General features: G+C 65.7%; 22 protein-coding genes. 9 read left to right on the top strand and 13 right to left on the bottom strand.

Annotation, left to right across the window (positions count from 1 at the left end; translation table 11 throughout):
* From CXZ10_RS21420 to CXZ10_RS19860, 3 genes are all read right to left on the bottom strand, one after another.
* The coding region (locus tag CXZ10_RS21420) for a hypothetical protein (protein ID WP_210199972.1) at positions 1-2,349 on the bottom strand (2,349 nt) is incomplete at its 3' end.
* A gap of 344 nt (positions 2,350-2,693) precedes the next feature.
* A complete protein-coding gene (locus CXZ10_RS19865) occupies positions 2,694-3,254 on the bottom strand; it encodes an alpha/beta fold hydrolase (RefSeq protein ID WP_101291115.1) in 561 nt (186 codons plus the stop codon).
* A 61-nt stretch (positions 3,255-3,315) separates the two neighbouring features.
* A complete protein-coding gene (locus CXZ10_RS19860; protein ID WP_101291114.1) occupies positions 3,316-3,942 on the bottom strand; it encodes a class I SAM-dependent methyltransferase in 627 nt (208 codons plus the stop codon).
* Between the two features lie 117 nt (positions 3,943-4,059).
* Between CXZ10_RS19860 and CXZ10_RS22030 the strand changes: the two genes are divergently transcribed.
* Complete coding sequence (locus CXZ10_RS22030) at positions 4,060-4,500, top strand: RNA 2'-phosphotransferase (protein ID WP_101291113.1); 441 nt, start codon at positions 4,060-4,062, stop codon at positions 4,498-4,500.
* Here the strand turns inward: CXZ10_RS22030 and CXZ10_RS19850 are convergent.
* The 3 genes from CXZ10_RS19850 to CXZ10_RS19840 form a co-directional block, all read right to left on the bottom strand.
* On the bottom strand, positions 4,403-5,155 hold the full coding sequence (locus CXZ10_RS19850; protein ID WP_101291112.1) for an ABC transporter ATP-binding protein: 753 nt from the start codon (positions 5,153-5,155) through the stop codon (positions 4,403-4,405). The genes CXZ10_RS22030 and CXZ10_RS19850 overlap by 98 nt on opposite strands.
* The gene (locus CXZ10_RS19845; RefSeq protein ID WP_180336098.1) at positions 5,149-6,225 is read right to left on the bottom strand and encodes a FecCD family ABC transporter permease; all 1,077 of its coding nucleotides are present in this window, start codon (positions 6,223-6,225) and stop codon (positions 5,149-5,151) included. The genes CXZ10_RS19850 and CXZ10_RS19845 overlap by 7 nt, the downstream gene beginning before the upstream one ends.
* Before the next feature lie 473 nt (positions 6,226-6,698).
* Complete coding sequence (locus CXZ10_RS19840; RefSeq protein ID WP_101291117.1) at positions 6,699-7,820, bottom strand: ABC transporter substrate-binding protein; 1,122 nt, start codon at positions 7,818-7,820, stop codon at positions 6,699-6,701.
* 125 nt (positions 7,821-7,945) lie between these two features.
* Here CXZ10_RS19840 and CXZ10_RS19835 point away from each other — a divergent pair, with 125 nt between their 5' ends.
* Positions 7,946-8,752, top strand: a complete 807-nt coding sequence (locus CXZ10_RS19835) for a class I SAM-dependent methyltransferase (protein ID WP_101291111.1) — start codon at positions 7,946-7,948, stop codon at positions 8,750-8,752.
* An 88-nt stretch (positions 8,753-8,840) separates the two neighbouring features.
* Here CXZ10_RS19835 and CXZ10_RS19830 read toward each other — a convergent pair whose 3' ends face one another.
* The 5 genes from CXZ10_RS19830 to CXZ10_RS19815 form a co-directional block, all read right to left on the bottom strand.
* Entirely contained in the window at positions 8,841-10,169 is a 1,329-nt protein-coding gene (locus CXZ10_RS19830; protein WP_244617244.1) for a class-II fumarase/aspartase family protein, read from the bottom strand.
* 56 nt (positions 10,170-10,225) lie between these two features.
* The gene (locus tag CXZ10_RS21885; RefSeq protein WP_244617234.1) at positions 10,226-10,717 is read right to left on the bottom strand and encodes a hypothetical protein; all 492 of its coding nucleotides are present in this window, start codon (positions 10,715-10,717) and stop codon (positions 10,226-10,228) included.
* A 47-nt stretch (positions 10,718-10,764) separates the two neighbouring features.
* Positions 10,765-12,192 carry an NAD-dependent succinate-semialdehyde dehydrogenase gene (locus CXZ10_RS19825; RefSeq protein WP_101291109.1) on the bottom strand — a complete coding sequence of 476 codons (1,428 nt, stop codon included), beginning with the start codon at positions 12,190-12,192 and terminating at the stop codon, positions 10,765-10,767.
* Between the two features lie 49 nt (positions 12,193-12,241).
* Positions 12,242-12,799, bottom strand: coding sequence for a type 1 glutamine amidotransferase domain-containing protein (locus tag CXZ10_RS19820; protein ID WP_101291108.1), 558 nt, complete (start codon positions 12,797-12,799; stop codon positions 12,242-12,244).
* Between the two features lie 201 nt (positions 12,800-13,000).
* Positions 13,001-14,980, bottom strand: a complete 1,980-nt coding sequence (locus CXZ10_RS19815; protein WP_101291107.1) for a putative bifunctional diguanylate cyclase/phosphodiesterase — start codon at positions 14,978-14,980, stop codon at positions 13,001-13,003.
* Positions 14,981-15,932: 952 nt separating this feature from the next.
* Here CXZ10_RS19815 and CXZ10_RS19810 point away from each other — a divergent pair.
* From CXZ10_RS19810 to CXZ10_RS19780, 7 genes are all read left to right on the top strand, one after another.
* Positions 15,933-19,970: a putative Ig domain-containing protein gene (locus tag CXZ10_RS19810; protein WP_180336097.1), complete on the top strand. Its 4,038-nt coding sequence runs from the start codon at positions 15,933-15,935 to the stop codon at positions 19,968-19,970.
* A 186-nt stretch (positions 19,971-20,156) separates the two neighbouring features.
* A complete protein-coding gene (locus tag CXZ10_RS19805; protein WP_143741573.1) occupies positions 20,157-20,714 on the top strand; it encodes a hypothetical protein in 558 nt (185 codons plus the stop codon).
* 112 nt (positions 20,715-20,826) lie between these two features.
* On the top strand, positions 20,827-20,904 hold the full coding sequence (locus tag CXZ10_RS22025; RefSeq protein ID WP_425298951.1) for a hypothetical protein: 78 nt from the start codon (positions 20,827-20,829) through the stop codon (positions 20,902-20,904).
* Positions 20,905-20,980: 76 nt separating this feature from the next.
* Positions 20,981-21,331, top strand: a complete 351-nt coding sequence (locus tag CXZ10_RS19795; RefSeq protein ID WP_101291103.1) for an antitoxin Xre/MbcA/ParS toxin-binding domain-containing protein — start codon at positions 20,981-20,983, stop codon at positions 21,329-21,331.
* Positions 21,332-21,342: 11 nt separating this feature from the next.
* A complete protein-coding gene (locus tag CXZ10_RS19790; RefSeq protein WP_101291102.1) occupies positions 21,343-21,843 on the top strand; it encodes an RES family NAD+ phosphorylase in 501 nt (166 codons plus the stop codon).
* A 104-nt stretch (positions 21,844-21,947) separates the two neighbouring features.
* Positions 21,948-22,196 carry a type II toxin-antitoxin system ParD family antitoxin gene (locus CXZ10_RS19785; RefSeq protein WP_101291101.1) on the top strand — a complete coding sequence of 83 codons (249 nt, stop codon included), beginning with the start codon at positions 21,948-21,950 and terminating at the stop codon, positions 22,194-22,196.
* Positions 22,193-22,486, top strand: a complete 294-nt coding sequence (locus CXZ10_RS19780) for a type II toxin-antitoxin system RelE/ParE family toxin (protein WP_101291100.1) — start codon at positions 22,193-22,195, stop codon at positions 22,484-22,486. The genes CXZ10_RS19785 and CXZ10_RS19780 overlap by 4 nt, the downstream gene beginning before the upstream one ends.
* 12 nt (positions 22,487-22,498) lie before the next feature.
* Here the strand turns inward: CXZ10_RS19780 and CXZ10_RS19775 are convergent, their stop codons facing one another.
* On the bottom strand, positions 22,499-24,163 hold the full coding sequence (locus tag CXZ10_RS19775; protein ID WP_180336095.1) for a methyl-accepting chemotaxis protein: 1,665 nt from the start codon (positions 24,161-24,163) through the stop codon (positions 22,499-22,501).
* 204 nt (positions 24,164-24,367) lie between these two features.
* Complete coding sequence (locus CXZ10_RS19770) at positions 24,368-26,608, bottom strand: caspase family protein (RefSeq protein ID WP_180336094.1); 2,241 nt, start codon at positions 26,606-26,608, stop codon at positions 24,368-24,370.
* Positions 26,609-26,748 lie beyond the last annotated feature (140 nt).

Here is a 26,748-nt window from a genome sequence, read left to right as displayed (position 1 = left end):
GCCATGCTCCGCCACCCAGAGCAGCAGCCTTTCGCGAACCTCGTCGATCCCGCCCTTGGCGTCCAGCCAGGCTTTGTAGACGAACTGTGCCTCAGGTGTTGTGCCATGCTCCGCCACCCAGAGGAGCAGCCTTTCGCGGACCTCGTCGATCCCGCCCTTGGCGTTCAGCCAGGCTTGGTAGACGAAACTCGCCTTAAGTGTCGTTTCATTCCCGGCAAGCCAAGGCCTCAGATGTGCCAACACCTCGTCCGGCTGCGTTCCCCATTTCAACAGCGACACGATGAGATAATGACTGTCGAGAGCCACCGGTGCTGCGAGAAGTCGCTTAATGACATCGTCGTGAAAACGCGTGGGATCAAACGCATGAGCGCAGCGCAGGACCATGTTGCTAGGGTGTCGGAAAGCAACCGCAACACCAAGCGGCACGTTCAACGCCCGCTCAGCCGTCACCCGGTCGACCACCGTTCGGCCTTTCGTGGCCGCCCATTCGCCAGCTCGCGCAATGGTCAAATGGGTCTCCGGCGCATCCGCCAAGCGAGTTCTCAGCACGTCGGAGGATGCAAGCAGAGTGATCAACTCTGAGGGATGCAGGAGCCGGCTCTTAATGAGCGGAGGAAGGGCCGCGAGTGTCTTTTTGTCATCGCAGGCGATCAAGGCCTCAATTAGTGCCTTGCCCGATAGCTTCTGGAATAAGGGATGATCGCCCAGTCGATCCAAGGCAGCAATGAAACGGTCGAGACGGTCTTCTTTCAGCGCCGCCAACCCGAGATCCTGAACCCTATCCTGCTCTCCCCCCGGCATCGCGGACAAATGGCGCGCGAGTATTGCGTCCGCCAGTACGTCGTGCGCAGCCGAATAAGCCTCGCCCTCGGCCTCGATCCAGCGGTCAGCTTTCAAAACGTCGAAGACATCACGTCGCAAACCGGAGTTGGCCCGAAATGCATCTACTTCAGTCTTTGGCATCGGTAGGCGCACCACAAGATCTGCAAGCAGGTTTTGGACAGGCTGCGATGGAAAACGGTCTTCGAGAGCTCTGAGGCGGACAGAAGCCCAGCCTGAGAAGTCCTTGATTGCGGCTAAATTTCTGAACTGCAAGTCGAACTGTGCACGATCCTTTTGATAAAGAAATCCCGCAAATGCCGCCATCACCGGCAGGCCCTTGCAAGTTCTTGCAATTTCGTCCGATTGAGGAATTCTGAAATGACCAGTGATCTTTCGTACAACCCAGTCTGCATATCCATCTTGGGTTGTGTGTTGAGAAAGGTCTGTCGCTTCGGGTTGGAGGTCGGTTAGCCGGTCCGTGACCTTTTGAAGAGAGCTAGAACGCGTCGAAGCAAGAATGGCGAGGCGGTGTCTGCCATCAGACGCAAGCCTGGCTACGGCCTCGGATAATTGATCTAGTTCTTCGAATGCCTCAGCATAGTCGATAAAGAGTAGTAGTCTTGCCGAGTCGGCATGGCTTTGGCAAATCGAGTCTAGGTCAGACACGCGTGCCTTGCGATCAAGGCGGATTGGCCACCAACCGGCTTCCCGCGCTTTCTCACATACTTCAATCGAAAGGCGGGTCTTGCCAACCCCGCCCGGCCCGAAAATCACAAGGGCCCTGGTATCATTGCCTTGAGTTAGGAACTGGAGAATGGCATCGAACTGTGAGACAGGGTTCCGCTTAGTCTCTGACATATACGAGTCAAGCGAGAAATATGGCAGGTTTCTATTTGCCAGAAACTGTTTGAACCCTCCCCCTGAGCCGAAGCTAAGCGCAATCTCGCTATAACCTTGCGGAAACCCACCAAACCAGCGGTAGAAAAGTGGCGCGAAACGAGCGCTTTCTCCAACAAAATCATCCCAATAACGCAAATCAACCGCGACATGCGCTAGATGGCTTAGCTCGTCGTGCTCCTTGGACAGCTGTTCAAAGAACTCTGAAATAGATTTCCGTAACTGGTTCCGATCATCTGCGCTAGGGCAGATTGATGAAGTAACGAAGGTGTAAGTCCTCAATTCGCCTTCAGATCGTAACCAAGGCCGGTACTTTTTTCGCCGAATCTCATCTCCGCGAGCCAAAAGCGGAAGGTTTTCTTCAAGATGACGCTTAACTTCAGTCCAACGTTCTACGGCGGTTGAATTTGTATCGGCTCCTATAAATTTACATTCTACGATCCGCTGAATTTTTTGTTCGGCGTCAGCAATATCGATTGCTCCATCGGGACCGCGCGCCAGCCCCCGGACGAGATCTTCTCCAGGCGACTCCAAGCGAAGGAACTCGTCCACAAAGCGCTCAAACGCACCGCCGCTATCCTCTCGATCGAGAATGCGGCTATCAAAACGCTTTCCCGCAAAGTCGTTCATTGAGTTGATGCAGTCTTTTCTTTCCGCCTTTGCCGCAAGCTACAAAAAGCCCAGAGCCCAGCAATGACGATAGTGTCTACCAGCGCCCCATTCTATTGTTTCAAGGCTCAACTTCAAGGTGCGCCGTACACGTATGACCATAAAGTGGCAGGCAGCGATTGGCTGCTGTATCGTGTCTGTGAGTCCGCTTCGGAGACGGCTATGCGTTGGTCGCCCCCCCGCTCTGGGACCAATCTCGGACTTCGTCGAACCACGGGGCGGCCGCTTTCGTCACAGCGTCCGGGGAAGGGGATGGAAAACTCCCGGCCAATATCCGACTCCGCCACAGCTCGGCACCCTGAAAGTCAGCGCGGTTGAAGGTCGCGACGAATGTCCGTTGCGATATCGCTCAAGTCGTTGTTCAGCTGATGGTCGCGCTGCGCGAGAACACGGGTGGTCGCGGAAGGGAGGGCCTTTGCGTAGAGTTGCAAGTGCTCGGCGGGCACTTCGTCGTCGGCGGAGCCGTGGTAGAGCAACACTGGAATATCGGCGGGAAAGCCGGTTGCGGAATGGGTGAGCGGCGCGATTTCGTCGCTCTGCCAGCCGCCTTCGCCAAGGAAGGGCGCGGCAAGAAGGAGGATGGCTCCCGGCTTCTGCCTCGGATACTGCTCGGCGAGGACGTGGATCAGGACCGCGCCGCCAATGGAATGGCCGATGACGATGGCGCCTTCGTCGAGGCGGCTCAGTTCGTCAAGAAGCGCGGTTTTCCAGGCCGGGTAGCTCGGGCTGGCTTCATCCGGCATGCGGGGATAGATGACCGTGTACTCTTCTCCGAGTTCGCGTTCGAGGCTTCGGACCAGCTTGTCGTCCCACCCGTCATGCACGCCCGCGCCGCCGCCCTGAACGAACAGAACCTGTCTGGTCATCTCGCAAACCTCCACGGGCGATGCGCCGTCTCATGGCGGTGACGCGGCAACCCAGAGACCGCTATGCCCGGCTCGCCCGGACGCTCAGCCACCAATCGTCGGGCCTTCCCATGCACCGGCGTATCTCGCCGACGTTCCAACTGGCGTCGGCGAGGGCGGAGCGCAGGGCGCTCTCGCGCCAGTATGTCTCGACATAGTGCCGGGGCGCCGCGGCACTGCCGAGCGTGAACGCGCTGTCGCCGTCACCGTCCCTGACCGAGGCGTGCAGCCGGCCGCCGGGACGGGTCGCCTCGGCAAGCCGTCGAAGCACCGTGCGGAAATCCCGCCGCTCGACATGAATGAGGCAGGCGCAGGCCCAAACGCCGTCGTAAGGCCTGTCGGGATGGAGCGGGTCGGCGAGGTCGTCGGTCAGGGGGTCCAACAGATCGGCCTTGAAGCCGCTCTCTCGAAGCAGTTCCACGAAGCCTTTCGAGACGTCGGTGCGCCTGACGCTGATCCCGCGCGTTTCCAGCGCTAGCGCGTCGCGCCCGCCGCCGCTTCCGATCTCCAGCACCCTGCCGGAACCGCCAAGTTCGGTCACGAAGGCATCGATCTCGGCCGCGACCCATTCGGGCATTGCGGCCGCCTCGGCAGCGTATTCCGCCGCCCTCGTATCGTAGGACTGTACGGTGTCTCGGTTGGTGCTCATTCCAGCACTGATCCCAAAGCAGAGGTCCCGACGCGCGAGCTTACCAATCCATCGCGCGTCCAACAATCCAGCGCGGGCCGCGCCCGCAGGCGCGACACCGACCCTTCGCCTGGGAATTTGAATGAACTCAGCAAGGTTGTACCGCATGCGTTGAGGCATGAGCCCTGGCTGTACGAGTTGGAGCTGGACGACGAAGGTTGGGTGGCGACGAGAGGTCTGCTTTCGGCGCTGCGCCCCCCTCGGGGAGGGATGGCGGATCTTGGCGAAGCCGATCTCTCGGAGATGATCGCGCAATCGGAGAAAAAGAGGCACGAGATAGCCGGCGGCCGGATTCGCGCCCTTTACGGACACTCCCTGCCGGAAAAGCTGCTGAAGCAACCGGCCGAGCCACCTGGGACGCTTTATCACGGCGGAAGACAGTCGATGCCATCAGGGCGAACGGACTGCGGAAAACCGGTCCCTACCTCGCCCCATCCACGATCACCAGCGGCCGCCCTAGCGTGCAGGTCTCGATGCGGGCGTCCACCTTGTAGACTTCGCCCAACATGGCCGGCGTGATGACGTCGAGGGTGGGGCCGTTGGCGATAAGGCGGCCGGAGGCGACGACCATGGCGTGGTCGCAGTAGCGCATGGCGTGGTTGAGGTCGTGCAGCGCGATCAGCACGGCGATGCCGCTCTTTTTGGCGAGACGCCGCATGTAGTCGAGCACCTCGATCTGGCGGTAAAGGTCGAGCGCCGAGGTGGGCTCGTCCATAAGCAGGATTTTCGGCTTCCTGACCAGCGCCTGGGCGATGGCGACGAGCTGGCGCTGGCCGCCGGAGAGCGCGCCGAGATCGCGGAAGGCCAGATCGGAAATCGACAGCGAGGCGAGGATCTCGTCGATCTCGCGCAGCTCGTCCTCGGCCACGCGCCAGCTCGCCCCCTGCTTGGCGGCGAGCAGCACGGATTCGTAGACCGTCAGCACCGCGTTGGCGCCGGTGTCCTGCGGCATGTAGCAGATCGGCCGGGCCGCGGCGTCGGCGCCGTCGACATGCACCACGCCCTCGCCCTTCAGGAGGCCGGCGATGCGCTTGAACAGCGTCGATTTGCCGGCGGCGTTGGGGCCGATCACCGCGGTCAGCGCGCCGCCCTCGATCGGGCCGGTGGTGATGTCGGAGAAGACGGTGGCGCGGCCATAGCGCGCGCCGATCCCGTCGAGCGTCAGGGCTACCACGCGCGCCTCCTGTTGGTGAAGATCAGCGAGAAGAAGAAGGGCACGCCCACCAGCGCCGTGATGACGCCGATCGGCAGGATCGCGCCGGGGATCAGCATCTTCGAGACGACGGAGGTGACGGAAAGCAACAGCGCGCCGCAGATCATCGAGCCCGGCAGGAAGAAGCGCTGGTCCTCGCCCACCACCATGCGGGCGATATGCGGCCCGACGAGGCCGATGAAACCGATGGTGCCGACGAAGGCGACGGGGATGGCCGCCAGGAGGGAGACGAGCAGCATGGTCTCCAGCCTCAGCGCCCGCACATTGACGCCGAAGGAGGCGGCCTTGTCGTCGCCGAGCCTCAGCGCCGTCAGGGCCCAGGACTTGCGCGCGAACAGCGGCACGACGATGACGAGGATGGCGCCGGTGACGGCGACCTTCGTCCAGGTGGCCTTGGTGAGCGAGCCCATGGTCCAGAACACCACGGCGGCGAGCGCCTGCTCGGAGGCGAGATACTCGAGCAGCGACAAGAGTGCGTTGAAGGTGAAGACCAGCGCGATGCCCAGGAGCACGATGGTCTCGACCGTCACGCCGCGCAGCGTGGACACGCCGTAGATGAACAGCGACGCGGCGATCGCCATCAGGAAGGCGTTGATCGGGATCATGTATTCGACGGCGGCCGGGAACACCGCGACGCCGGCGACGAGGCCGAGGGCCGCGCCAAAGCCGGCGGCGGCGGAAATGCCCAGCGTGAAGGGGCTGGCCAAGGGATTGGCGAGGATGGTCTGCATCTCGGCGCCGGCCAGCGACAGGCAGGCGCCGACGGTGACGGCCATCAGCGCCACGGGCATGCGGATGTCCCAGATGACGACGCGAAGCTGCACGTCGACGGCGGCCGGCGACAGCACGGCCGAGATCACCTGAGACAGCGAATAGCGCGCCGGGCCGAGCGCCATGTCGGCGGCGACCGAGATCACCAGGCAGATCAGGAGCACCGTGAGTATGGCGATCCGGCGGGCGGCGAGCGCGCGATAGACGCGCCGGGTTTCCGGCGCCGCCTCCACGGCATCGCCTGCGGCAACGGCGGCCATCAGGTCGTTCCTCCGTCGCGCGCCAAGGCATGCACACATTTCCGAGCGCCGATCCTAGGTTCGGGGAAAACCACAGGGCGAGGAGGGATTAATATAGCGTCCGCCTTTCCCACGTCTCCATTGTCACGCGCTGCATCTATGGGCGCTCTATATCGGCGTTGCGCTCTGTCCTGCCTGAGGTCCTCGCCTACGCAAGGATGACAACTTATATATATGTTTTTATTATATAATTCTGTCACCTCCGCGCAGGCGGGAACCTCAGGCCGCATAGGGCGAGCGGGTGATATCAGATGCCCCTTTCCTACTTGGGCGCTCTCTCCACCGCAGCCCAAAAGAGAGACCATCGGAGATGTGTGCATAGGGTAGCGGTCGAGCGGGATGAGGACGGCGGCCGCCGTCACGAGAGAGGATGTCGTCATTCTAAGGTCTCGAAACATGCGGGCGCCGGTGGCGTGAGCCACCGGCAACCTTCATCACGATCCGCTGTTCAGCGAGGCGAAGTAGCCGGGGTGGTAGGTGACCGGCAGGAAGCGCTCGTGCAGTTCCCGGAAGGTCGCGTCCGGATCGAGATCCTTGAAGAGGTCCGGATGCAGCCACTTGGCGATCTGCTGCACGGCCACGAACTGATAGGGGCTGTTGTAGAACTGGTGCCAGATGGCGTGGACGTTGCCCTCGGTCACGCCCTTGACGCCGGTGAAGCCGGGGCGCTGCATGAGCGCGGCGAGCTTCGTCCTGGCTTCCTCCTGATTGGCGCCGGGGCCGACGCCCACCCACTTGCCGCCGGGGACGTAGAGTTCCCAGTTGGAGCCGGTGACGATGATCTGATCCGGGTTGGAGGCGATGATCTGCTCGGGGTTCACGGTGCCGAAGGTGCCGGGAATGATGTCCTTGGCGAGATTGACGCCGCCCGCAAGCTCGACCATGGCGCCGAAGTTCTCGTTGCCGAAGGACATGCAGCAATCGTCCGAATAGCCGCCCGCCCGCTCCATGAAGACCACGGGCTTCCTGATGTCGCCGGCCTTGGCCAGTGTGTCGGTGACCTTGGCGATCTCGGCCTGACGGAACTTCACGAACTCCTCGGCCCTGTCCTCCTTGCCGAACAGCGTGCCGATGATGCGCATCGAGGCGTCGGTGTTCTGCATCGGCTTCTCGCGGAAGTCGATGTAGACGAGGGGTATGCCGACCCTGGCGAGCTTCTCGATATAGCCGGATTCTTCCGTCGCCGATTTCGCCTCGGTGTTCATGATGATCACGTCGGGCTTCAGCGCCACGGCCTGCTCGATGTCGAAGGTGCCGTCCTTCATGCCGCCGAAGGTCGGGATCTTCTCCATGTCGGGGAACTTCTGGAGGTAGATGTTGTAGCCGTCGAGGTCGGCCTTCTTGAAGTCGTCGCGCCAGCCGACAACGCGCTTGAACGGCGCGTCGGTGTCGAGCGCGGCGGTGAAATAGATCTGCCGTCCCTCGCCGAGGATCACGCGGTTCACCGGCACATTCACCTCGACCTCGCGGCCGGCAATGTCGGTGATCTTGACCTTGTCGGCCATGGCAAGGCCTGGCATCAGGGCGAGCGAAATCGCGGCGGCGCGAGCCACCATTTTGAAATGAAACACGTTTTTCTCCCCGTATCGGATTTCGTGGGGATTATGATTTTATGACTTTAACAGTCAAGAATTATCTTTTAGAAGGCTTCCAGCCTCATTCCCATCGACGGACTTTCGCCATGACCACGCACGCGGCGCGCGCCAACATGAACCTCCGGGACGAGATCCAGGCCTATTGGTCGAAGAGGGCCGAGACCTTCGACAGCCAGCCGGGCCATGAGATTTTTTCCGAGGAGGAGCGCGCCGCCTGGCATGCGCTTCTGAGGCGCCATCTCGGCGACGGAGCGGGTCGCGCCGCGCTCGATCTCGCCTGCGGCACGGCGGTGGTCTCGCACCTGCTCGACGATCTCGGTTTCGAGGTGACGGGCATGGACTGGGCCGAGCCGATGCTGGAACGAGCGCGCGCCAAGGCGGCAAAGCGCGGCCGGCGGATCCGCTTCTATCTCGGCGACGCCGAGAACACGCTGGAGCCGGACGCAAGCTACGACGTGATCACCAACCGCCATCTGGTGTGGACCCTGGTCGATCCGCTCGCCGCCTTCCGCGAGTGGCACCGCCTGCTGAAGCCGGGTGGAAAGCTGCTGGTGGTCGATGGCGATTTCGTCAATGCCGGCCCGATTGCCAAGGCCGCCCGCGCGCTGTCGGCGTGGCTGGTCCGCCTCGGCCTCGGTTCGTCGGGACCGGTGAATGGCCCCGTCACCGGCGAGATGGCCGCCACCCACCAGTCGATCCTGTCGCGCGTCTATTTCTCGGAAGGCGCGCGCGCCGACGCGGTCGTGGCGCTGCTGAAGGAGGCGGGCTTTTCCAGGGTGACGCTCGACACCGACATGCGCGCCATCCACCGCACCCAGCGGAAGAACTTCTCCTTCCTCAAGGGCCTCGAACGCGCCACCCAGCACCGCTACGCCATCTCAGCGCAGAAATGAACGCTGCCGCCGCCGTCAGCGGCAAGCCCGGCTGGCTGCCGCCGCTGACTGAACGCGGCCCTGGGCCGCGATGCCCCAGTGGCGCGGCTCAAGGTCCGGGTGACGACGCAGCTTGACTTTCAGGGTGCGTGTCGACGTCGCCGGCTAGAACACGATCGACCATCCGGGCAGCCGACCCGAGATAGTTGGCGGGATCGGTCAGTTCGCCCAGTCGCTCCAATCCAAGCGGCGCCGCAACCTCGGGCATCTCGGACAGCGCCTCGAACAACGACGTGTCGCGTTCCACCGCCCGGCGGCACCCGGCATAGACCAGGTCATGCGCCGTCTGGCGGCCGGTGATCGGCGCCAGCGCCATCATCACCGCCTCGGCGACGATCAGGCCTCTCGACACGTCGAGATTGGCGCGCATGCGCCCGGCATGAACCTCGAGGCCGCCCAGCATGAACGTCGCCTGCCGCAGAGCGCCCGATGTCAATCCGAAGGCTTCGGGAACCGCCGCCCATTCCAGGTGCCATGGACCGGTCGCGCGCTCGAAATCATGCACCATGGCGTCGAGCATCAGCCCGGCATGCTGCCGCACCATCCTGGCGGCCGCGATGATGAGTTCGCACGAAACGGGATTGCGCTTCTGGGGCATCGTGCTCGACGCGCCGCGATGCCGGACATAGGGCTCCGACACCTCGCCCAGTTCGGTCGTCATCATGATCGAAATGTCGAAGGCGAGTTTGGCCAGGCTGCCGGAAATGAGCGCCAGGAGCTGGACGGCCTCGGTCATGGCGTCTCGCGTCGAATGCCAGGTGATCGTCGGCACGCCAAGACCGAGGGCTCTCGCGAGCCCGGCCTGCACCCCCAACCCCTGGTGGCCGAGCGAGGCGAGCGTGCCCGACGCGCCGGAGAACTCAACGACCAGCACTCGCGGGCGCAGCTCGCGCAGTCGCTGGGCGTGACGGGCGAGCGCGCTCAGCCAGACCGCAGCCTTGTAGCCGAAGGTGATCGGCAGCGCGTGCTGAAGATGGGTGCGACCGGCCATCGGCGTGTCGCGGTGGGTTTCCGCCAACATGCGCAGCGCATCCATCGCGTCGCCGAGCTGCCGCTCGATCAGGTCCAGTCCGGCCCGCACCTGCAACACCGTCGCGGTGTCCATGATGTCCTGCGTGGTCGCGCCCCAGTGCAGATAGCGCCCGGCTTCGCCAGCCGCATCCGCGAGTTGTTCGACGATCGGCAGAATGGGATAGCCGACGATCTCGGTCTCGCGGGCGAGACGCTCCTCGTCGAAGGAATAGGTTTCGGCCGCCTGCGCGATCTGGCGCGCCGCATCCGTCGGGATGATGCCGAGATCGGCCTCTGCTCCGGCGAGCGCGACCTCGGTTTCGACGCAGCGCTGCCGGAAGGCCTGCGCGCAGAAGATCTCGCGCATCCGCCCGTCGGTCAGGCTTGAGCCGAAGAATGGGGAATCGATCAGGGACAGGCTGTTCACGATTTCTCTCCGGCTCGGGTCGGGTGATAACCGGGACGCAGCAGCATGAGGCGTTGCGCGCAACGGTTCTCGCTGGCGGCGGTGAACGCAGCGGCGCCCATCAGGGCGAGGCCGACAGCCCCGGAGCCGAGGACCAGCATCGAGAGGGAGCCGGCGAGCGTCAGATGCGCATTCGCGGCCAGCGCCCATGCCAAGGCCAGGAAACAGGTGAGGCCGAACACCCAGGTCCCCAGCAACAGCAGTTCGAGGGTGCACAGCTGCAGATGGACGCGCCGCGCCGACAGTCGGACCGCCGTCGCCGGATCGGCGTAGAAGCGGCCGAACTCGCCGTCATCGCTGGCAAGCCACACCTGGAACCGGCGCCACTGATCGACCGAATGGTTGTGGCGGATGTTGACGCCGTTCTGCAGGATCGCACAGACATTGGCGAGGACGGCCGGGCCGGCGACGAAGGACAGCGGTATGGTGGAATTGTCGAGACCGAGCATGATGTTCCCCGTTTCGGCGCGGATTCTTCCCTGCGCCGGCCGCCACGTCACTGCAAATTGACGTGCTTGGTGATCTGATAGGGGTCGAGGATCTCGATGCCGCCTTCGGTATCGATGCCGCTTTCCTTCCAGCCGCCCAGCGGCGCTTCGGGCTGGTGGGTCAGGCCGCCGTTGACGCCGACCACGCCATATCGAAGCGCGTCGACCAACCGGCGCAGCCGAGCTTCGTCGCGCGTGAAGACGTAGGACGACAGTCCGAACTCCAGGCCATTGGCTTGCGCCAGCATCGCGGCTTCATCGGTGAACGGCAGGATCGGGGCGACCGGTCCGAACGGCTCCTCGTGCAGGATCGCGGCGTCGGGTGGCACGTCCGTCAGCACGGTCGGTGCATAGAAGTTGCCGCGCTCGCCGATGCGACGACCGCCGGTCAGGATCGTTGCGCCGCGCGTCCGGGCATCCTCGACCAAGCCTGCGATCGCAGCGACCCGCCGCTCATTGGCGAGCGGTCCCATCTGCGTCTCGGGATCGGCGCCGTCACCGACGCGGAGGGCCGCCGCCAGCTCGACGAACCGAGCCGTGAACCGTTCGGCGATGCTCGCCTCAACGAAGAAGCGCGACGGGCAGAGGCAGATCTGGCCGGCGTTCATGAACTTGGCTTCAACCAGCAGTTCGGCCGTTGCCTCGGGATCGACATCGCCGCAGACGATGACCGGGGCGTGTCCCCCCAGCTCCATCGTCACCGGCTTCATCACCGCGCCGGCCGCGGCCGCCAGGCGCTTGCCGATCGGGATCGAGCCGGTGAAGGTGATCTTTGCCACCTCGGGCGCATGGATGAGCTGGGTCGATACCTGGTCGGCCTCGCCGAACACCACGGCGATGGCGGCAGGATGCACGCCGGCGGCCAGCAGCGCCCTGGCCATCTCGATCACCGACCCCGGGGTTTCCTGCGAGGGCTTGCAGATGATCGAGCATCCCGCCCCGAGCGCGCCGGCGAACTTCTTGGCCGCGAGTGCCATCGAGAAGTTCCACGGCGTGAATGCCGCGACGACGCCGATCGGGTGCGGCTGGATCTCGATGCGTTGCCCCGGCGCACGACCGGGCACGATGCGGCCGGCGATGCGGCGCGCCTCTTCGCCCCCCCACTCGAGAAAGTCGGCGGAGCGCTCGATCTCGACACGCGCCTCGGCCAGCGGCTTGCCCTGTTCGCGGGTGATGACATGGGCGATGCGATCGATGTCATCGCGCAGGCGGCGCGCCGCGTCCTTGAGGATGCGTCCGCGCTCCCAGGGCGGCACGGCCTGCCAGCTCATGAGGCCGCGTGTGGCGGCGCTGAGGGCCTCGTCGAGGTCGCGGGCGGATGCATAGGCGACGTCACCGAAGGTCTCGCCCGTCGCGGGATTGACGACGGGCACAGTCTTGCCTTCGGAACCTTCACGGCTGGTGCCGTCGATCAGAAGCTGGAACATGCTGGTCATGGCGGATCTCCTGGCTGATTGGACGCTCGACGGCGCTCGCTTGGCTGTCTCAGCGGCTGAGCGCCTCGAAGATGGCGTCCGTGAAGGCCGGGATATCGGACGGCATGCGGCTGGTGATGAGGTTGCCGTCCACGACGACCTCCGCATCAACGACTTCAGATCCGGCATTCTTCAGGTCGGTGCGTAGCGAATACCATCCGGTCGTGCGGCGGCCGCGGACGATGTCGGCTTCAATCAGGACCCAGGGGCCGTGGCAGATCGACGCCACGGGCTTGCCGGCCGCGTCGAACGCCTTGACGATGGTCACGGCCTCCTTACTCATGCGCAGCTTGTCGGGATTCACGACGCCGCCCGGCAGGATCAGCGCGTCGTAATCGGCGACATCGACCTCCGATAGCGTCATGTCCGGCACGATCTCGTGCTCGGACGGGTTCGACTTGCCGGTGGCCGTGTCATAGATCACGCCGCTGATCGGCGCTGCGCTCGGAGACGCCAGCGTCACGTTCGCTCCGGCCTCCATCAGCGACCGGCGCGGATCGTAGAGTTCGGCGTCCTCGAAGCCGTCGGTGCACAGGATCAGGACGCGTGCGTGGGAAAGGTCGGTCATCGTCAGTCTCCTCAAGCGTCTGGTGGGGCAGGTGCCAACCGTGAGGAGAAGTATTGCCGCGTTCAGAGCGGGCGAGTTGCCGGAAGCTGCGGTGTTCTTGCCTATTTGTCCAAACCGGCTTCCAGGGGGGATCGAGATCGGTCGGCCGATCTGGAGACGCTTCGGCAGGATCGCGGCGATGGCCTTATGAGGCTGCTCCCCTCACGAAACCTGCCGGAGCTCCCTCGCTCTCCGCTCCTCTTCCCGCACCCGCGCCACCACGTCCTTCGCCGGCATCGGCCGCGAGAACAGGAAGCCCTGCACCTGGGTGCAGCCGTGGCGGCGCAGCGTGTCGGCTTCGGCGGCGGTTTCGACGCCTTCGGCCAGCACCGAGAAGTTCAGCTGTTTGCCGAGGGTGATCAGGGTGGCGATGAGCTGGGCGTTCTTGTCCTGGGCGTCGATGCCGGCGATCAGGAAGCGGTCGATCTTCAGCTTGCCGAAGGGCAGGGAGGCGAGCTTGACCAGCGAGGAATGGCCGACGCCGAAGTCGTCGATGGCGATCCTCACCCCGGCGGCCTTCAGCCGGCAGAGCTCGGCGTTGACGCCGGTGAGGTCGTGGATGGTCTCCTCGGTCACCTCCACCTCGAAGCGGTCGGGGCGGATGGCGAAGCGGTCGATGGTGTCGAGAAGGATGCCCACCGGGTTGCCGGTCAGGAACTCGCCGGGCGAGATGTTGATCGCCACCGTCGAGCTGCTGTCGCCGGCGCGGGTCAGTGCCCGCAGCAGCCGGCAGGCCTCGGTGGCGACGAACTGGGTGAGCCGGTCGCCCATGTCGGCGCTGCGCACCGCATCGAGGATTTCCATGGGACTGACGGCGCCGAACTCGGGATGGCTCCAGCGGATCAGCGTCTCGTGGCCGGTGACGGCGCCGGTGAGAAGGTCGTGCTGGCCCTGGAAGACCACGTTGAGGCGGCCCTCGGCGAGGGCGTCGCCGATCTCCGCCTCGATGCGCTGGCTGCGTTCGAGCTTGATGCGCAGCTCGGCGTCGAAGCGTGAGACCTGGTGCTTGCCCTTGGCCTTGGCGGCGTAGAGGGCGATGTCGGCCGCGGCGAACAGTTCGGTGAGATCGGTGGCGTCCAGCGGGAAGAAGGCGAGGCCGATCGAGGCGCCGATCGACAGGGTGGCGCCGTCGATCACGAAGGGCCGCCCCATCCCGGCCACCACCTCTGCGCAGAGGGCCTCGGCGCGCTGCTCGCAGCCGGTGGTGCTGATGATGATGGCGAACTCGTCGCCGCCGAGCCGGGCGATGAACTCCGAGGGCTGGCAGGCGCGGGAGATGCGGGTGGCGGCTTCGATCAGCACCTTGTCGCCCACGAGGTGGCCGCGCGTGTCGTTGACCAGCTTGAAGTTGTCGAGATCGACGACGGCGAGCGCCAGCTTGGAGCCCTTCTCCCGGCGGGCGGCGAGTTCGGCGTTGAAGGCGGCGCGGTTGTTGAGGCCGGTCAGGCTGTCGTGGTTGGCGAGATAGTCGAGCTTGCGGTTGGTTTCGTTGATCGATCTGGCGAGCGCCAGCGAACTCAGGCGGGCTTCCTCCCCCTCGGAGAACCGCGCCGACCCGCGCCGGGCCTGCAGGATCATCATGGTGAGCAGCAGCAGCACGTTCGCCCCGACCACGCCGCAGGCGAGGTTGCCCTCGGCGAAGAAGGTGCCGGCTGTGGCGAGCAGGATGGGCGTGAAGAACAGGATGCCCGGCCGGCCGAAGGTCATGCTCTGGATCAGTGCGCCGGCGGAAATGCCCGCCATCAGGAAGGCCGTCAGCGCCCCCGACATGGTCTCGATGTTGCCGATCTGCAGGAGCGGCACGGCGGCCCAGGCGAGGCCGGCCAGCAGGGACAGGGCGCTGAGCTGCCTGAGGCATCGCTCGGTGTCGCGGCTGGCCGCGGGCCGGCGGCGCTGGCGGAGGAGCCAGAGCCCCCGCAGGATCGATGTGCCGATCACGGCGGTAAGCCAGCCGGGAATCCACCAGTGGCCGGCCTCGATGTCCAAGACGACCGCGCCGGATATGGCGATCAGGATGGAGGAAATCAGGCTGACGGGCAGGTTGGCGAGGGCAATGTTCAGTTGCTCGGCCCGTATCTCATGATGATAGGGCCGTTCCTTCAAGCGTTCGCCTCGTGATTTGCCGGAGCCCGTCGCTCCCATGCATGCCCTCCAGGAGCGCCGTTCGATCTAGCGGATCAGATCGGCGCTCGAAGTTCGTTTCTTTGCCGCATCATCTTGTCGATCCTCGTTGCACTCCGGTCTGATGATGCTCGAAGGTCCTGTTTGTGTCGCATCATCCTGTCGATCCTCGTTGCACTCCGGTCGGATGATGCGCAAGGCAAACAGGGTGTAAATCATCTTGGTAGAAATCACTGTCACCTATGACGTTCTACGCGGATCCATAGTCGTGACACAGATAGCTTGAGCTTCCATTAATTGGCTGCTGCACTTTCACTTTTGATGATTTGTGCAACTTTCGGGTGAACTATTCGTTTGGGCGCCGCCTTTCATTTGAACTCTTGGCCAACGGACATCCGTAATACTTACAGTGGCAAGCTACCTGGGGCTGTTCCTGCTGCCGACATGCCTGCCGGCCAGAGGTGTCGCCTCCATTCCGAGAGGGATGGTTCGCGGGGCAATGCCAAACTGCCGAACGCCCACCGTTGGCGAAAGCCGGGCGCCTCTCGCCTGCCGTCGGTCAAGTGGGGCGGCTGAATTCTCAAACAAAAACATGCTCGCAGGAACGCACTCTGTGAAGCTGCAGCGCTCGGCGGGAAAATGAAACGAACATTTGTGCGGGCCTTCGGATTTCCGGGGTTTCTCGAATTCAGTACTTCCGTTGTTTTTACGATCCCTGTCATATTTACGAGCCCTGTTAATTCTTATGAGCATCTAAAAATACAGGCGGTGACAGAGGATCAACTCGCTCTGTCGCTTTAACACTGTGTAAACCTGACTTGGACATGTTGGTTTTGTATGGTCGTCCTTGCTTAGCCGCTTCGCACCGATGGGCTCCTATCAAGGCTGGTCTTCCTACCTCCCCGCGTTCGCGGGCGGATAGCAGGCAGCCCGCCAGGCAATGCTCAACAGTGAAGCGGCTCCGGAGGACGGCTTGCGGGTTCATCGGTCTTTTCTTGGCGCCATGGCGGCGATCCTTGCCGCCTGCCTCCACGCCCAGGCGGCGCCACTTGCCATCAACGACAACAACACGCACATCGACCGCGGCGTTCTCTACACCAACGAGCTGTTCCTGACGGGGAGCGGCGGCACCGGCCCCTACACCTTCCAGGTCAACTCAGGCCTTCCGCCCGGCGTGGTGGTCAACTCGGCCGGCCAGATCTCCGGCGCCACCTGCGGATCCAACGGCAACTTTCCGCTGTCGGTGACGGTGACCGACAGCGTCGGCGGCACGCTCACCGCCACCAACAAGGCGCTGCTCGTCAACGCCGCGCCGGCCGGCGGCTGCAGCCTGACCTTCACCAGTTCGGCGCCAACCAGCACCGCCTATTTCGGCCAGCCCTATTCCTTCTCCTTCGCCACCTCCGGCGGCTCGGGGTCGGTCGTCTATTCGGTGGGATCGGGGGCGGTGCCCACAGGGCTCAGCCTGTCTTCGTCGGGAACGCTCTCGGGCACGCCGTCGGCGCAGGGCACCTTCACCTTCTCCATCTGGGCCTCGGAGGGCTCCAACACCGGGTCGAGCGCCAACTACACCATCACCGTCGGCGCGGCGCCGGCCGGGCTTGCGGCGATCTCCGGCGTGGCGCCCAACACCGGCCCGACCACCGGCGGCACCACCGTCACCCTCACCGGCACCGGCTTCACCGGCACGACGGGCGTCACCTTCGGCGGCACCGCGGGTACCAGTGTCAACGTTGTCTCCGATACGTCGCTCACCGTGGTGACGCCGGCGGGGACGATCGGCGCCGTCGCGGTGGCGGTGACCAACGGCGTCGGCACCGGCACGCTCCCGAGCGCCTACACCTATGCGCTGGCCAGCCAGACCATCAGTTTCGCCAACCCGGGCGCGCAGAGCTTCGGCACGAGCCCGACGCTCACGGCCACCGCCGATTCCGGCCTCGCCGTCAGCTTCGCGTCCAGCACCACCGGCGTCTGCACGATCACTTCGGGCGGCGTGCTCACCTTCGTCACGGCCGGCACATGCACCATCACCGCCAGCCAAACCGGCGACGCTACCTATGCGGCCGCCACGCCCGCGCAGCAATCATTCAATGTCAACGGTGTCATCCCGGGCGCGCCTGTCATCGGCACGGCGACGGCGGGCGACGGCGAGGTGACCGTCAGCTTCACGGCGCCGGCGAGCAGCGGCGGCGCAGCGATCACCGGCTATACCGTGACCTCCGACCCCGGCGGCATCACGGCGACGGGCTCGTCGAGCCCGATCACCGTCTCCGGCCTCACCAATGGCGTCGCCTACAGCTTCACGGTGACGGCGACCAACAGCGTCGGCACCGGCGCCGCCTCGGCGCCCTCCAACGCGGTGACGCCGCTCGCCAGCCAGACCATCACCTTCAACAATCCCGGCGCGCAGAGCTTCGGAACGAACCCGACGCTGTCGGCAACGTCGAGTTCCGGCCTCAGCGTGTCCTTCAGCTCTGCCACCACCGGCGTCTGCACCATCACAGGCGGCGGCGCGCTGGCCTTCGTCGCCGCCGGCACCTGCGCCATATCCGCCGATCAGGCGGGCGATGCCTCCTACATCCCCGCCGCCACGGTGCAGCAGAGCTTCACCGTCAATCCGGTGGTGCCCGGTGCGCCTGTTATCGGCACGGCGACGGCGGGCGACGGCGAGGTGACCGTCAGCTTCACGGCGCCGGCGAGCAGCGGCGGCGCAGCGATCACCGGCTATACCGTGACCTCCGACCCCGGCGGCATCACGGCGACGGGCTCGTCGAGCCCGATCACCGTCTCCGGCCTCACCAATGGCGTCGCCTACAGCTTCACGGTGACGGCGACCAACAGCGTCGGCACCGGCGCCGCCTCGGCACCGTCCAACGCGGTGACGCCGCTCGCCGCGCTCACGGCGCCCGTCGCCGGCGCCGCCAGCGCCACGGTGGCCGCCAACTCCACGGCCAATCCCGTCGCGCTCGTCCTCGGCGGCGATGCGGCGACGTCGGTGGCCGTCGACACGGCGGCGAGCCACGGCACGGCCTCGGCCTCCGGCACCACCATCACCTACACGCCGGCGTCGGGCTTCTCCGGCAGCGACAGCTTCACCTACACCGCCACCAACAGCGCCGGCACGTCATCGCCCGAAACGGTGTCCATCACCGTCACGGCGCCGACGCTGGCGCTGAGCCCGGCGGGCGGCGCGTTGCCAGAGGGTACCAAGAGCGCGGCCTATGGCGAGACGCTGTCGGCCTCGCTCGGCACGGCGCCCTACGCCTTTACGGTGACATCCGGTTCCCTGCCGTCCGGGCTCGGCCTCAACACCTCAACCGGCACCATCTCCGGCACGCCGATCACGGCCGGCGCCTACAGCTTCACCGTCACCGCCACCGATGCCCATGGCGCCACGGGCTCGGCGAACTACAGCCTGACGATCAACGCGCCGGTGGCCAGCCTCGTCTTCATCCCGGCCGGCGGTGCCTTGCCCGAGGCGATGGCCGGCGAGGCCTACAGCCAGTCGATCTCGGCGAGCGGCGGCAGCGGCTCGCTGCTCTACAGCCTTGCCTCCGGCGCGCTGCCGCAGGGCCTGGTTCTGAACGTCTCGACCGGCGCGCTCAACGGCCCGCTGAGCGACACCGCCACCTCCGGCGACTACAGCTTCACCCTTCAGGTGACCGACGGCAACGGCTCCACCGCCACAGCCGCCTTCACGCTCAAGGTCAACGAGCGCGTGGTGACGGTGACCGACAAGGTGGTCAACGTGCCGGCCGGCGACGCGCCGCTCAACGTCGATCTCGAGCGCGAGGCGACGGGCGGCCCCTTCACCGCCGCCGAGTTGGTCAACGTATCGCCGCCCAACGCCGGCACGGTTTCGATCGTCAACGGCGAGTTCGCCGCGGCGGGGCCGGTGGGCACGCTCGGCTGGTATCTCAAGTTCATTCCCAACCCCACCTACAAGGGCCAGGTCAGCGTCACCTTCCGCCTGACCAGCGCGCTCGGCATCTCCAACCTTGGCGTCGTCTACTACAACGTCGCCTATGACCCCGAGGACGTGGCCGTCAACGTCGATACCCTGGTGCATGGCTTCGTCGAGGCGCGGCAGAACCTCCTCGCCAGCACCGTCGCGGTGCCGGGTCTCCTGGAGCGGCGGCGCATGGCCGAGGCGCGCACGCCGATATCGGGCCGGGTGACGCCGGGCGAGGGGGGCGTCACCGCCATGTTCGCCACCAGCCTCGCCGAGATGGAGGCGGTGCGGAACCTTGCCGATGGCGTCACGGCCGCACCGTCGGCCTTCAACGCCTGGGTGAGCGGCACCGTCATGCTGCACGAGCGCGAAGAGAACGGCGGCAGATGGGGCAGCTTCGCCCTGCTGTCGGCCGGCGCCGACTATCTCCTCGGCGAGCGGGCGCTGATCGGCCTGTCGCTGCATTACGACCGGATGACCGACCCGACCGACCAGGACGCCACGCTCACCGGCAACGGCTGGCTCGCCGGCCCCTACGCCTCCTTCGAGGTGGCGGACGGCCTCTACTGGGATACCAGCCTGCTCTACGGCGGCTCGTCGAACGACATCGAGACCAGCTTCTGGAACGGCCGCTTCGACACCAGCCGCTGGATGCTGGACAGCTCGCTGAAGGGCGAGATCGCCCTGGGCGAGGGGCGGCTGACGCCGACGCTCCGGGCGCTCTATCTCTCGGAAACGGTGAACGACTACGCGATCGACAATGCCGACGGCGACGTGATGGAGCTCAAGGGCTTCACCACCGACCAGCTGCGGGTGAGCCTCGGCGCCGAGTACAGCCGCGACATCCGCCTCGACGACGGGGCGGTGCTGACGCCGCGCCTCGGCGTCATCGCCGGATTCTCGGGCCTCGACGGCTCCGGCGCCTTCGGCTCGCTGTCGGCCGGCCTCACCTTCAGCCCCAGAGAAGCCTGGAACGTCGACCTCGGCCTGCTCCTCGGCGTCGAGGGCGACGGCCAGACCTCGGCCGGCGCCAAGATCGGCCTCAGCGGACGGTTCTAGTCGTCACGCCGGGCGAGGCGCTCACGCCCCGCCTGTGCTGCCGACGGGCAGATCCCAAGTTGCAGGGAGGCAAGACAAGCCGCTAATCTGAGGCGTTGCGCGATTCCTCCGGGGGGAGGCAACGCGCGGCCGTCGCGGGGAGGCGATCGGTCCGGAACCGGACGTCCGGTCTCGATGGAGGTCGTCATGAAGCGAGGCCTGGCCGGTGCCGTCCTTCTTCTGGCTTCGTCGCTCGGCGCAGCCAGCGGTCCGGCCTGTGCGGCCGGCGCACCTGAGGCGCGCGAGAAAGCCGAGGTTCGGGCGATCTTCAAGCTGCTGCTCGCAGAGGTCTCGCCGGGTGATGGCTGGACCTATGACCTTCCTTGCGTCTTTTCCGAGACGTGGGACGAGCCCGAACCGCCCCGGCGAAAGCCATTGCTGAGCGTCCGCGAGGCCCTCGATCCGGACAACCGGCATCCGGAGCAGATTTGCGATTTCGCCGAAAGGAACAAGACGGCGCGGGCCATGGCGAAGAGCCTCGCCGGCCGCGACAAGCCCTATCTCGACACGGCCAACACCAGCTTTTCCTACCCTGCGTTCAACAGGACCCTGTCGCGCGCCACGATCATGAAGGAAGGCGGAAACGACCGCTGGACGCCGGAGGGGGCGGGCGACTTCGTGGGGTCGGGCACCCGGATCTTCCTCGAAAAGAAACGCGGCCACTGGGTGATCAAGCGCATGGTGAACGAGTGGACGATGAACTGACGATGGACCGTCTTCCGCCGGTCCGCCTCACAGGTCCATCAGCCTGAGGAAGCCGCCGGCGACGAGGGGGCTGCACGACATCAACCGCAGCGGATGGTTCCAGATCCTGTCGATGTTCTTTCCCATCGGCTTGGTCGCGCTGATCATCTGGTATTGCACGGCGCCGAAGGAGGGCGTCCAGGCGGTCTGACAGGCGGGGAAGTCCACTTGCGGCGCCACTTGAACCGCCCTATATTCCCGTCAGGAAACGTGGCGGAGATATGAGGATGGGACTGGCTCAATATGCCGACGACGGCCTGTTCGCGCCGACCAAGATCGCCGACGCCTTCCGTACCACGAAGGACGAGGTGGCACGGTCGGCCGGGCTGGGCCGCGACGCTGTGCTCCGGGCCGAGCGCCTTCGTTCGGACAAGACGCAGCGGCGCCTGCGCGAGATGATCGAGATCGTCAACAAGGTGGAGCCGCGCTTCGGCTCCGCCCTGATGGCCTATGCCTGGTATCGGTCCGAACCGTTGCCCGGCTTCAGTGGCGCCACCGCCATGGCGTTGGTGCAGCAGGGTCGGGCAGGGGACGTTCTTGATTATATCGATGCGGTGGATGCCGGCGTCTTCGCCTGATGCAGGCCCCTATGCGCTTTCAAGGCACGCTCTATCGCGCCCTCAATCCACTCTATGCTCGCGAGCCATTGTCGGGGCACGGCGCCGCGCTCTACGGCGGCCGCTTCAACGCCAGGGGAACGGCGGCGCTCTATCTGACACTCGACGTGGTCACCGCCATTCGCGAGGCCAACCAGGTGGGCAGCCTGCAACCGACGACGCTCGTTTCCTATGACGCCGACATCGACGATCTCTTCGACAGCCGCGACGTCGCGGCGCTCACGACCTGTGGCATGACGGCGGCCGACCTTGCCGTGGCGACCTGGCGCGACGAGATGCGGGCAACGGGACGATCGAGGACGCAAGCCTTCGCCGCCGAGCTCCTCGCCGCCGGCTTCGCGGGGCTTCTCGTTCGCAGCTTCGCAAGGGGATCGTCGGAAGCCGACCTCAACCTCGTGCTGTGGCGCTGGTCCGACAGTCTGCCGCACCGGCTGACGGTGATCGACGACGAGGGGCGGCTCTTGGGCCGGTGACTGGTGGGGGCGCCCGATATCCGCGGCTCGCACCACTTGCCCGATCCGATCAAGTGTAATACATTTTGGTACAGCGAGATTGACCCGAACATGAAGGAAAGCCAATGCCCCGCAACACGTCCGTGACGCTCGGGGAGCACTTCGCGAGCTTCATCGGCGACCAGGTGAAGTCCGGTCGCTATGGATCGGCCAGCGATGTCGTGCGGGCGGGGCTGCGGCTTCTGGAGGAGCACGAGGCCAAGGTGAAGGCGCTGCAGGAGGCGCTGATCGCCGGCGAAGAGTCCGGCGAGCCGCAGCCGTTCGATTTCGAGGCGTTCAAGGCCCGAAAACGCACCGAGCATGAGGGGCGATGAAAGCCCTCGCTTTCTCGCCTGCCGCTGTTGCCGACCTCGACCATATCTGGGATCACAGCGCCGAACGCTGGGGGGCGGATCAGGCGGATCGCTACACGGACGAAATCCGCGATGCCTGTCTCGGGCTGGCATCTGCCATCAAGCAGGGACGGCCGGTCGACGTGCGTTCCGGCTACCTGAAATATGCCATCGGAACGCACATGATCTACTTCCGCGATCGCGGCGACCGGTTGGATGTCATCCGCATTCTGCATCAGAGGCAGGATGTGAGCCGCAACCTGCCGATTTAGGCGGGTACGACCTCACGCCGCCCCGAGCTCCCTCACGAAGGTCTGGACCTGGAGGCTGAGGTCGCGGGATTGGGCGTCGAGCTGGCCGGAGAGGGTCATCAGCTGGGTGGCGGCGGTGCCGGTCAGTTCGGCCGAGGCGCCGACGCCGGTGATGGTCTCGGTCACGTCGGCGGTGCCGGAGGCGGCGCGCTGGGTGTTCTGGGCGATCTCGCCCGTCGCCGCGCCCTGTTCCTCCACGGCGCCGGCGATCGCCTCGGAGGTGTGCTGGATCCGGTCGATGGTGGCGACGATGCGCGAGATGGACTCGACGGCGAGGCCGGTGGCCGACTGCACCTCGGCGATCTTGCGGCCGATCTCGTCGGTGGCCTTTGCCGTCTGGTCGGCAAGCTGCTTCACTTCCGCCGCGACCACCGCGAAGCCCTTGCCCATCTCGCCGGCGCGGGCCGCCTCGATGGTCGCATTGAGCGCCAGAAGGTTGGTCTGGGCGGCGATGGAGTTGATCAGCGTCACCACCTCGCCGATCTCCTGGGCCGAGACGGACAGCAGTTGAACGTTGCGGGCCGAGGTCTCGGCCTCGGTGGCGGCGGCGCGGGCGATCTCGGAGGAATGCGACACCTGCTTGGCGATTTCCTGGATGGAGGCGGAGAGTTCCTCGGCGCCGGCCGCCACGGTCTGCACGTTGGTGGAGGCTTCCTCGGCGGCGCCGGCCACCTGCTGGGCCTGAAGCGCCGTTTCCTCGGCGGTGGCCGACAGGTTGCGGGCGCTCACCGCCACTTCGCCGGACGACTTGCCGAAGCCCTCGGACAGCGTCCGCATGCGCTCGGCGAAGTCGCGGGTGAGGGCGGCGGTCCGCTCCAGCCGCTCGCGCTCGGCCGCCTGCCGGCCGGACAGGTCGCTGCGCAGCGCCTCGGCCTCCAGGAGGTTGCGCCGCACCTGATCGAGCTCCTCGGCCATGCGGCCGAACTCGTCGCGCCGCGCCTTGCCGGAGGCGGCCGCGAGGTCGCCGCGAGCGATCGCCTGAAGCGACCGCGATATGGCGACGACGCCGCTCGACACCTCGCGGTCGATCCTGAGGCTGAGGATGGCGACGGCGATCAGCGCCGTGAGGAGGATGGAGATCGCCGTCGTCTGGAAGGTGGCGACCATGCCGTCGAAGGTGGCGTCGACGGCCTGCGCCTCCGCCTCGGCCAGCGTCCGGAGCGTGCCGAAGGCGGTGGCGATCTCGGTGACCACGTCGTCGATCTTGCCGTCGAGATCGCGGATGTCCTGCGTCATCTCCGTCGACTTCTCGAGGCGCGGCATCATGTCGGTCTCGTAGAGGGCGACGAGCCGGCCGAGCGCTTCCTCGCCCGCCTTGAGCGCCGCCGCCTGATCCGGCGCGTCGATCCAGGCCTTCAGGCCGTCGATGGTAGCCCGCTCCTCGGCGATGGCCGCCGCCCAGTCGCGCCGGCTGACGTCGAGGTCGCGGTTGATCTCGGTGTCGGCGATGATGCGATAGAGCCGGGCGCCCAGCGCGCTGGCGGAGGCCGCTTCGTTGGAATGAGCGGCGATGGCGGCGCCGCTGTCCTGGGTCGTCCTGATCCAGCCGAGGCCGTACCAGGTGCCGAGCGAGAGAAGCACCAGCAGCGTGGTGAAGATCACCAGCAAGGACCTCAGCTGAAACCTGATCGACTGCATGTCATCCCCCCGCCCGACCAAAAGCATGCCGCAATTCTGTCGCGATGCGTATTTCCGGAAGTATACTCTTGACGATCTTGTATAATTTTCGGTTACGCCGGCGCGGTCCGGCGTATTGCCGTCATGGTCGAAACTTGGCAAGTCTATAGACAAAAATAACAAGGCAGGTCGGGGCAAGCGTTCTTGCTTCCAGACGGGCGGTGGTCAGTTGATCGCGAGGCTCGCGTCGGTGACCACCACATCGATGCGGCCGGAGGCGCAGAGCGCCCTGTCCGAGGTCGGGAAATAGCGGAAGGCGTCGCCGAAGCAGGCCGACAGCGGCGCCTTCGCCCGATCGATCAGCCCCTGGTCGGCGGCGCAATAGGTGACGCGCGTGCCCTGCTTCTGGATGCGTGTGCCTCGCTGGATCGGGTCGGGGACGGCAAAGCCGACCGTCCCGAACACGCGCCGCACGGTCTCGGCGGCGCCCGCCTCGCTGGCGCTGGGGTAGCTGACGAGGACTGTTCTGTCTGCGGTTGCCTCGGCGGCGAGAGGCGACGCGCAGGCAAAGGCGCTGCCCTGGCCGAGGATGGCGCCGGTCGAGGCGGAGGCGAGCACCGGCTGGCTGAGCGTCACGGCAGCGTCGAGGCTCACCGTGCCGCCGCTGTAGGAATAGGCGCTGTTGCGAAGGGCCGGGTCGAGCGGCAGCGCCGTGAGCAGGATGCGGACGGAGCGCGGCGGCAGCGGGTTCGACGCGTCGGCGGCCCGGTAGAGCGGGGTGAGCTCCATGGGGACGAAGGTGGCCTTCCGCAGTTCGTCGAAGGCGGAGATGGCGAGAAGCAGCCCGCCCTTGCTGTCGCTGTCGCGGTATTCGATGGCGGCGTCGTAGACGATGGTGTCGGCCAGCGCCTTGAGCGCGGTCTGCGAGGCGTCGGTGAGTTCGCCCCTGTCGTCATAGCCGAGGGTGACGCGCAACAGGTTGGTGCCGGCATTGACCAGCTTCTGCTCGGCATAACCCTCGGTGCCGTCCGGCGTCTGCACGCGGACGAAGGCGCCGTTGGTGTCGCCGATCGCCAGGAGCTGCCCCTTGTCGAGCGTGGTCACGGCCGCGCCGCCGGCGTTGGCGAAGCGATAGACCGGCAGGTTCGTGCCGGCCGTCGCCAGGCTGAGCTGCGACAGGTCGTCGGGAAAGCCGGCGATGACCGGTGTGCGGGACGGTGGCGGCGTATCGCCGCCCGCCGGCGTCCTGCCGCCGGATTCCTCCGCCGCCGCGCTGGCCAGTTGCCCCGGTTCGGTGAAGGGCGACCTTGCCGACGCGACGACCCGCCATTCGCCGGTGGCGGTCTTGACCGGCAGGTCGGCGCTGGCGACCTGGTTTGTGGCGAGGTCGGCGCAGGAGGGCAGCTCGCCGCCTTCGACCAGTTCCTCGAACTTGGTCTTCCAGCCGGCGATGTTGGTCGAGAAATAGGAATAGAGGAAGAAGGCGTCGAGATAGGTCTTGCTGAGGCAATAGCGCCGCTGGAAAGACGGAGCGGCCTTGAACTGGTCGAAGAGCCGCAGCTCGGTCCGATAGTTGGCCCTGGTCGGGTAGAGGATGAGCGGCGGCGGGTTGCCGGCCCGGTCGGGCACCTGGGCGGAGCCGGCCATGCTGATCGCCACCTGATCGAGCACCGAGGAGGTGTTGCCATAGGCGCCGGCCACCGGCTGGGGCGACGCGGCCTCCTCGGAAAATCGCGGGTCCGCCGCCTCCTTCTCCGCCTTGGTCCGCTCCTTGTCCAGCACGTCGAGAAGGCGCTGGGTGAAGGTGGAGCCGTCGCTGGCCACATTGCCGTTCAGGGTGGCGAACCAGATGGTTTCGCCGGCCGTGTCGATCGGCATGCGGGTCATGCCGGGCTTGTAGGCCGGCGCTCCCGCCCCGGACACCGAGGCGAGCGACAGCGGCAGCTGGTTGCGGCAGGCGTCGAGAATGATGTAGCGCAACGAAACGTCCAGCGCTTCCAGCCGCTCCCTTATGGTGGCGAGTGGCAGGGCCATGTCCTTCAGGTCTTCCTGGAAGGTGGGGTTGAAGTCGGCGGGGATCAGCAGGTTGTCGGTGCCGTTGGTCACGCCGTGACCGCCGAAATAGACCAGAACGACCGGCTTCTTGCCCGAGGTCGATCGCAGTTGCCGAACGTTGAGCGAGAAGCGGTTCAGCGCTTCCAGGATGTCGTTGCGCGTTACCCGGCCGCCGTTGTTCCTGGGCTCGGTCACCCGGAAGTCGGCGTCGCTCAGCGCTTCGACGACCCTTTGCGTGTCGCGGGCGACGCCCGGCAGGCTCGGAATGCTGACGTGGTCGGCCGGGTCGTAGGTGGCGACGCCGATGACCAGCGCGAGGCGCGGCGGCAGGGCGCCGTTGCCGTCGGGCGTCAGCGCCTGACCCAGAAAGGGCACGGCCTCCTCGGCGCCTTCCGCCCCGGCGCCGATCATGGCGCCGGTTTGCTGGGCGCGAGATGAACCTGAGGATATCGCGACAATTGCCAGGGCGAATAAAGACAAGGCCAAGAAATGGCAAAGGAAAAACATCCGCGACCGAGTCATCGCAGCCACCCAGATGTTGCCTAATTGAT

This window comes from Pleomorphomonas diazotrophica (genome assembly GCF_002844595.1).
Taxonomy (GTDB): domain Bacteria; phylum Pseudomonadota; class Alphaproteobacteria; order Rhizobiales; family Pleomorphomonadaceae; genus Pleomorphomonas; species Pleomorphomonas diazotrophica.
This window is presented reverse-complemented; position numbering and strand designations above follow the sequence as displayed.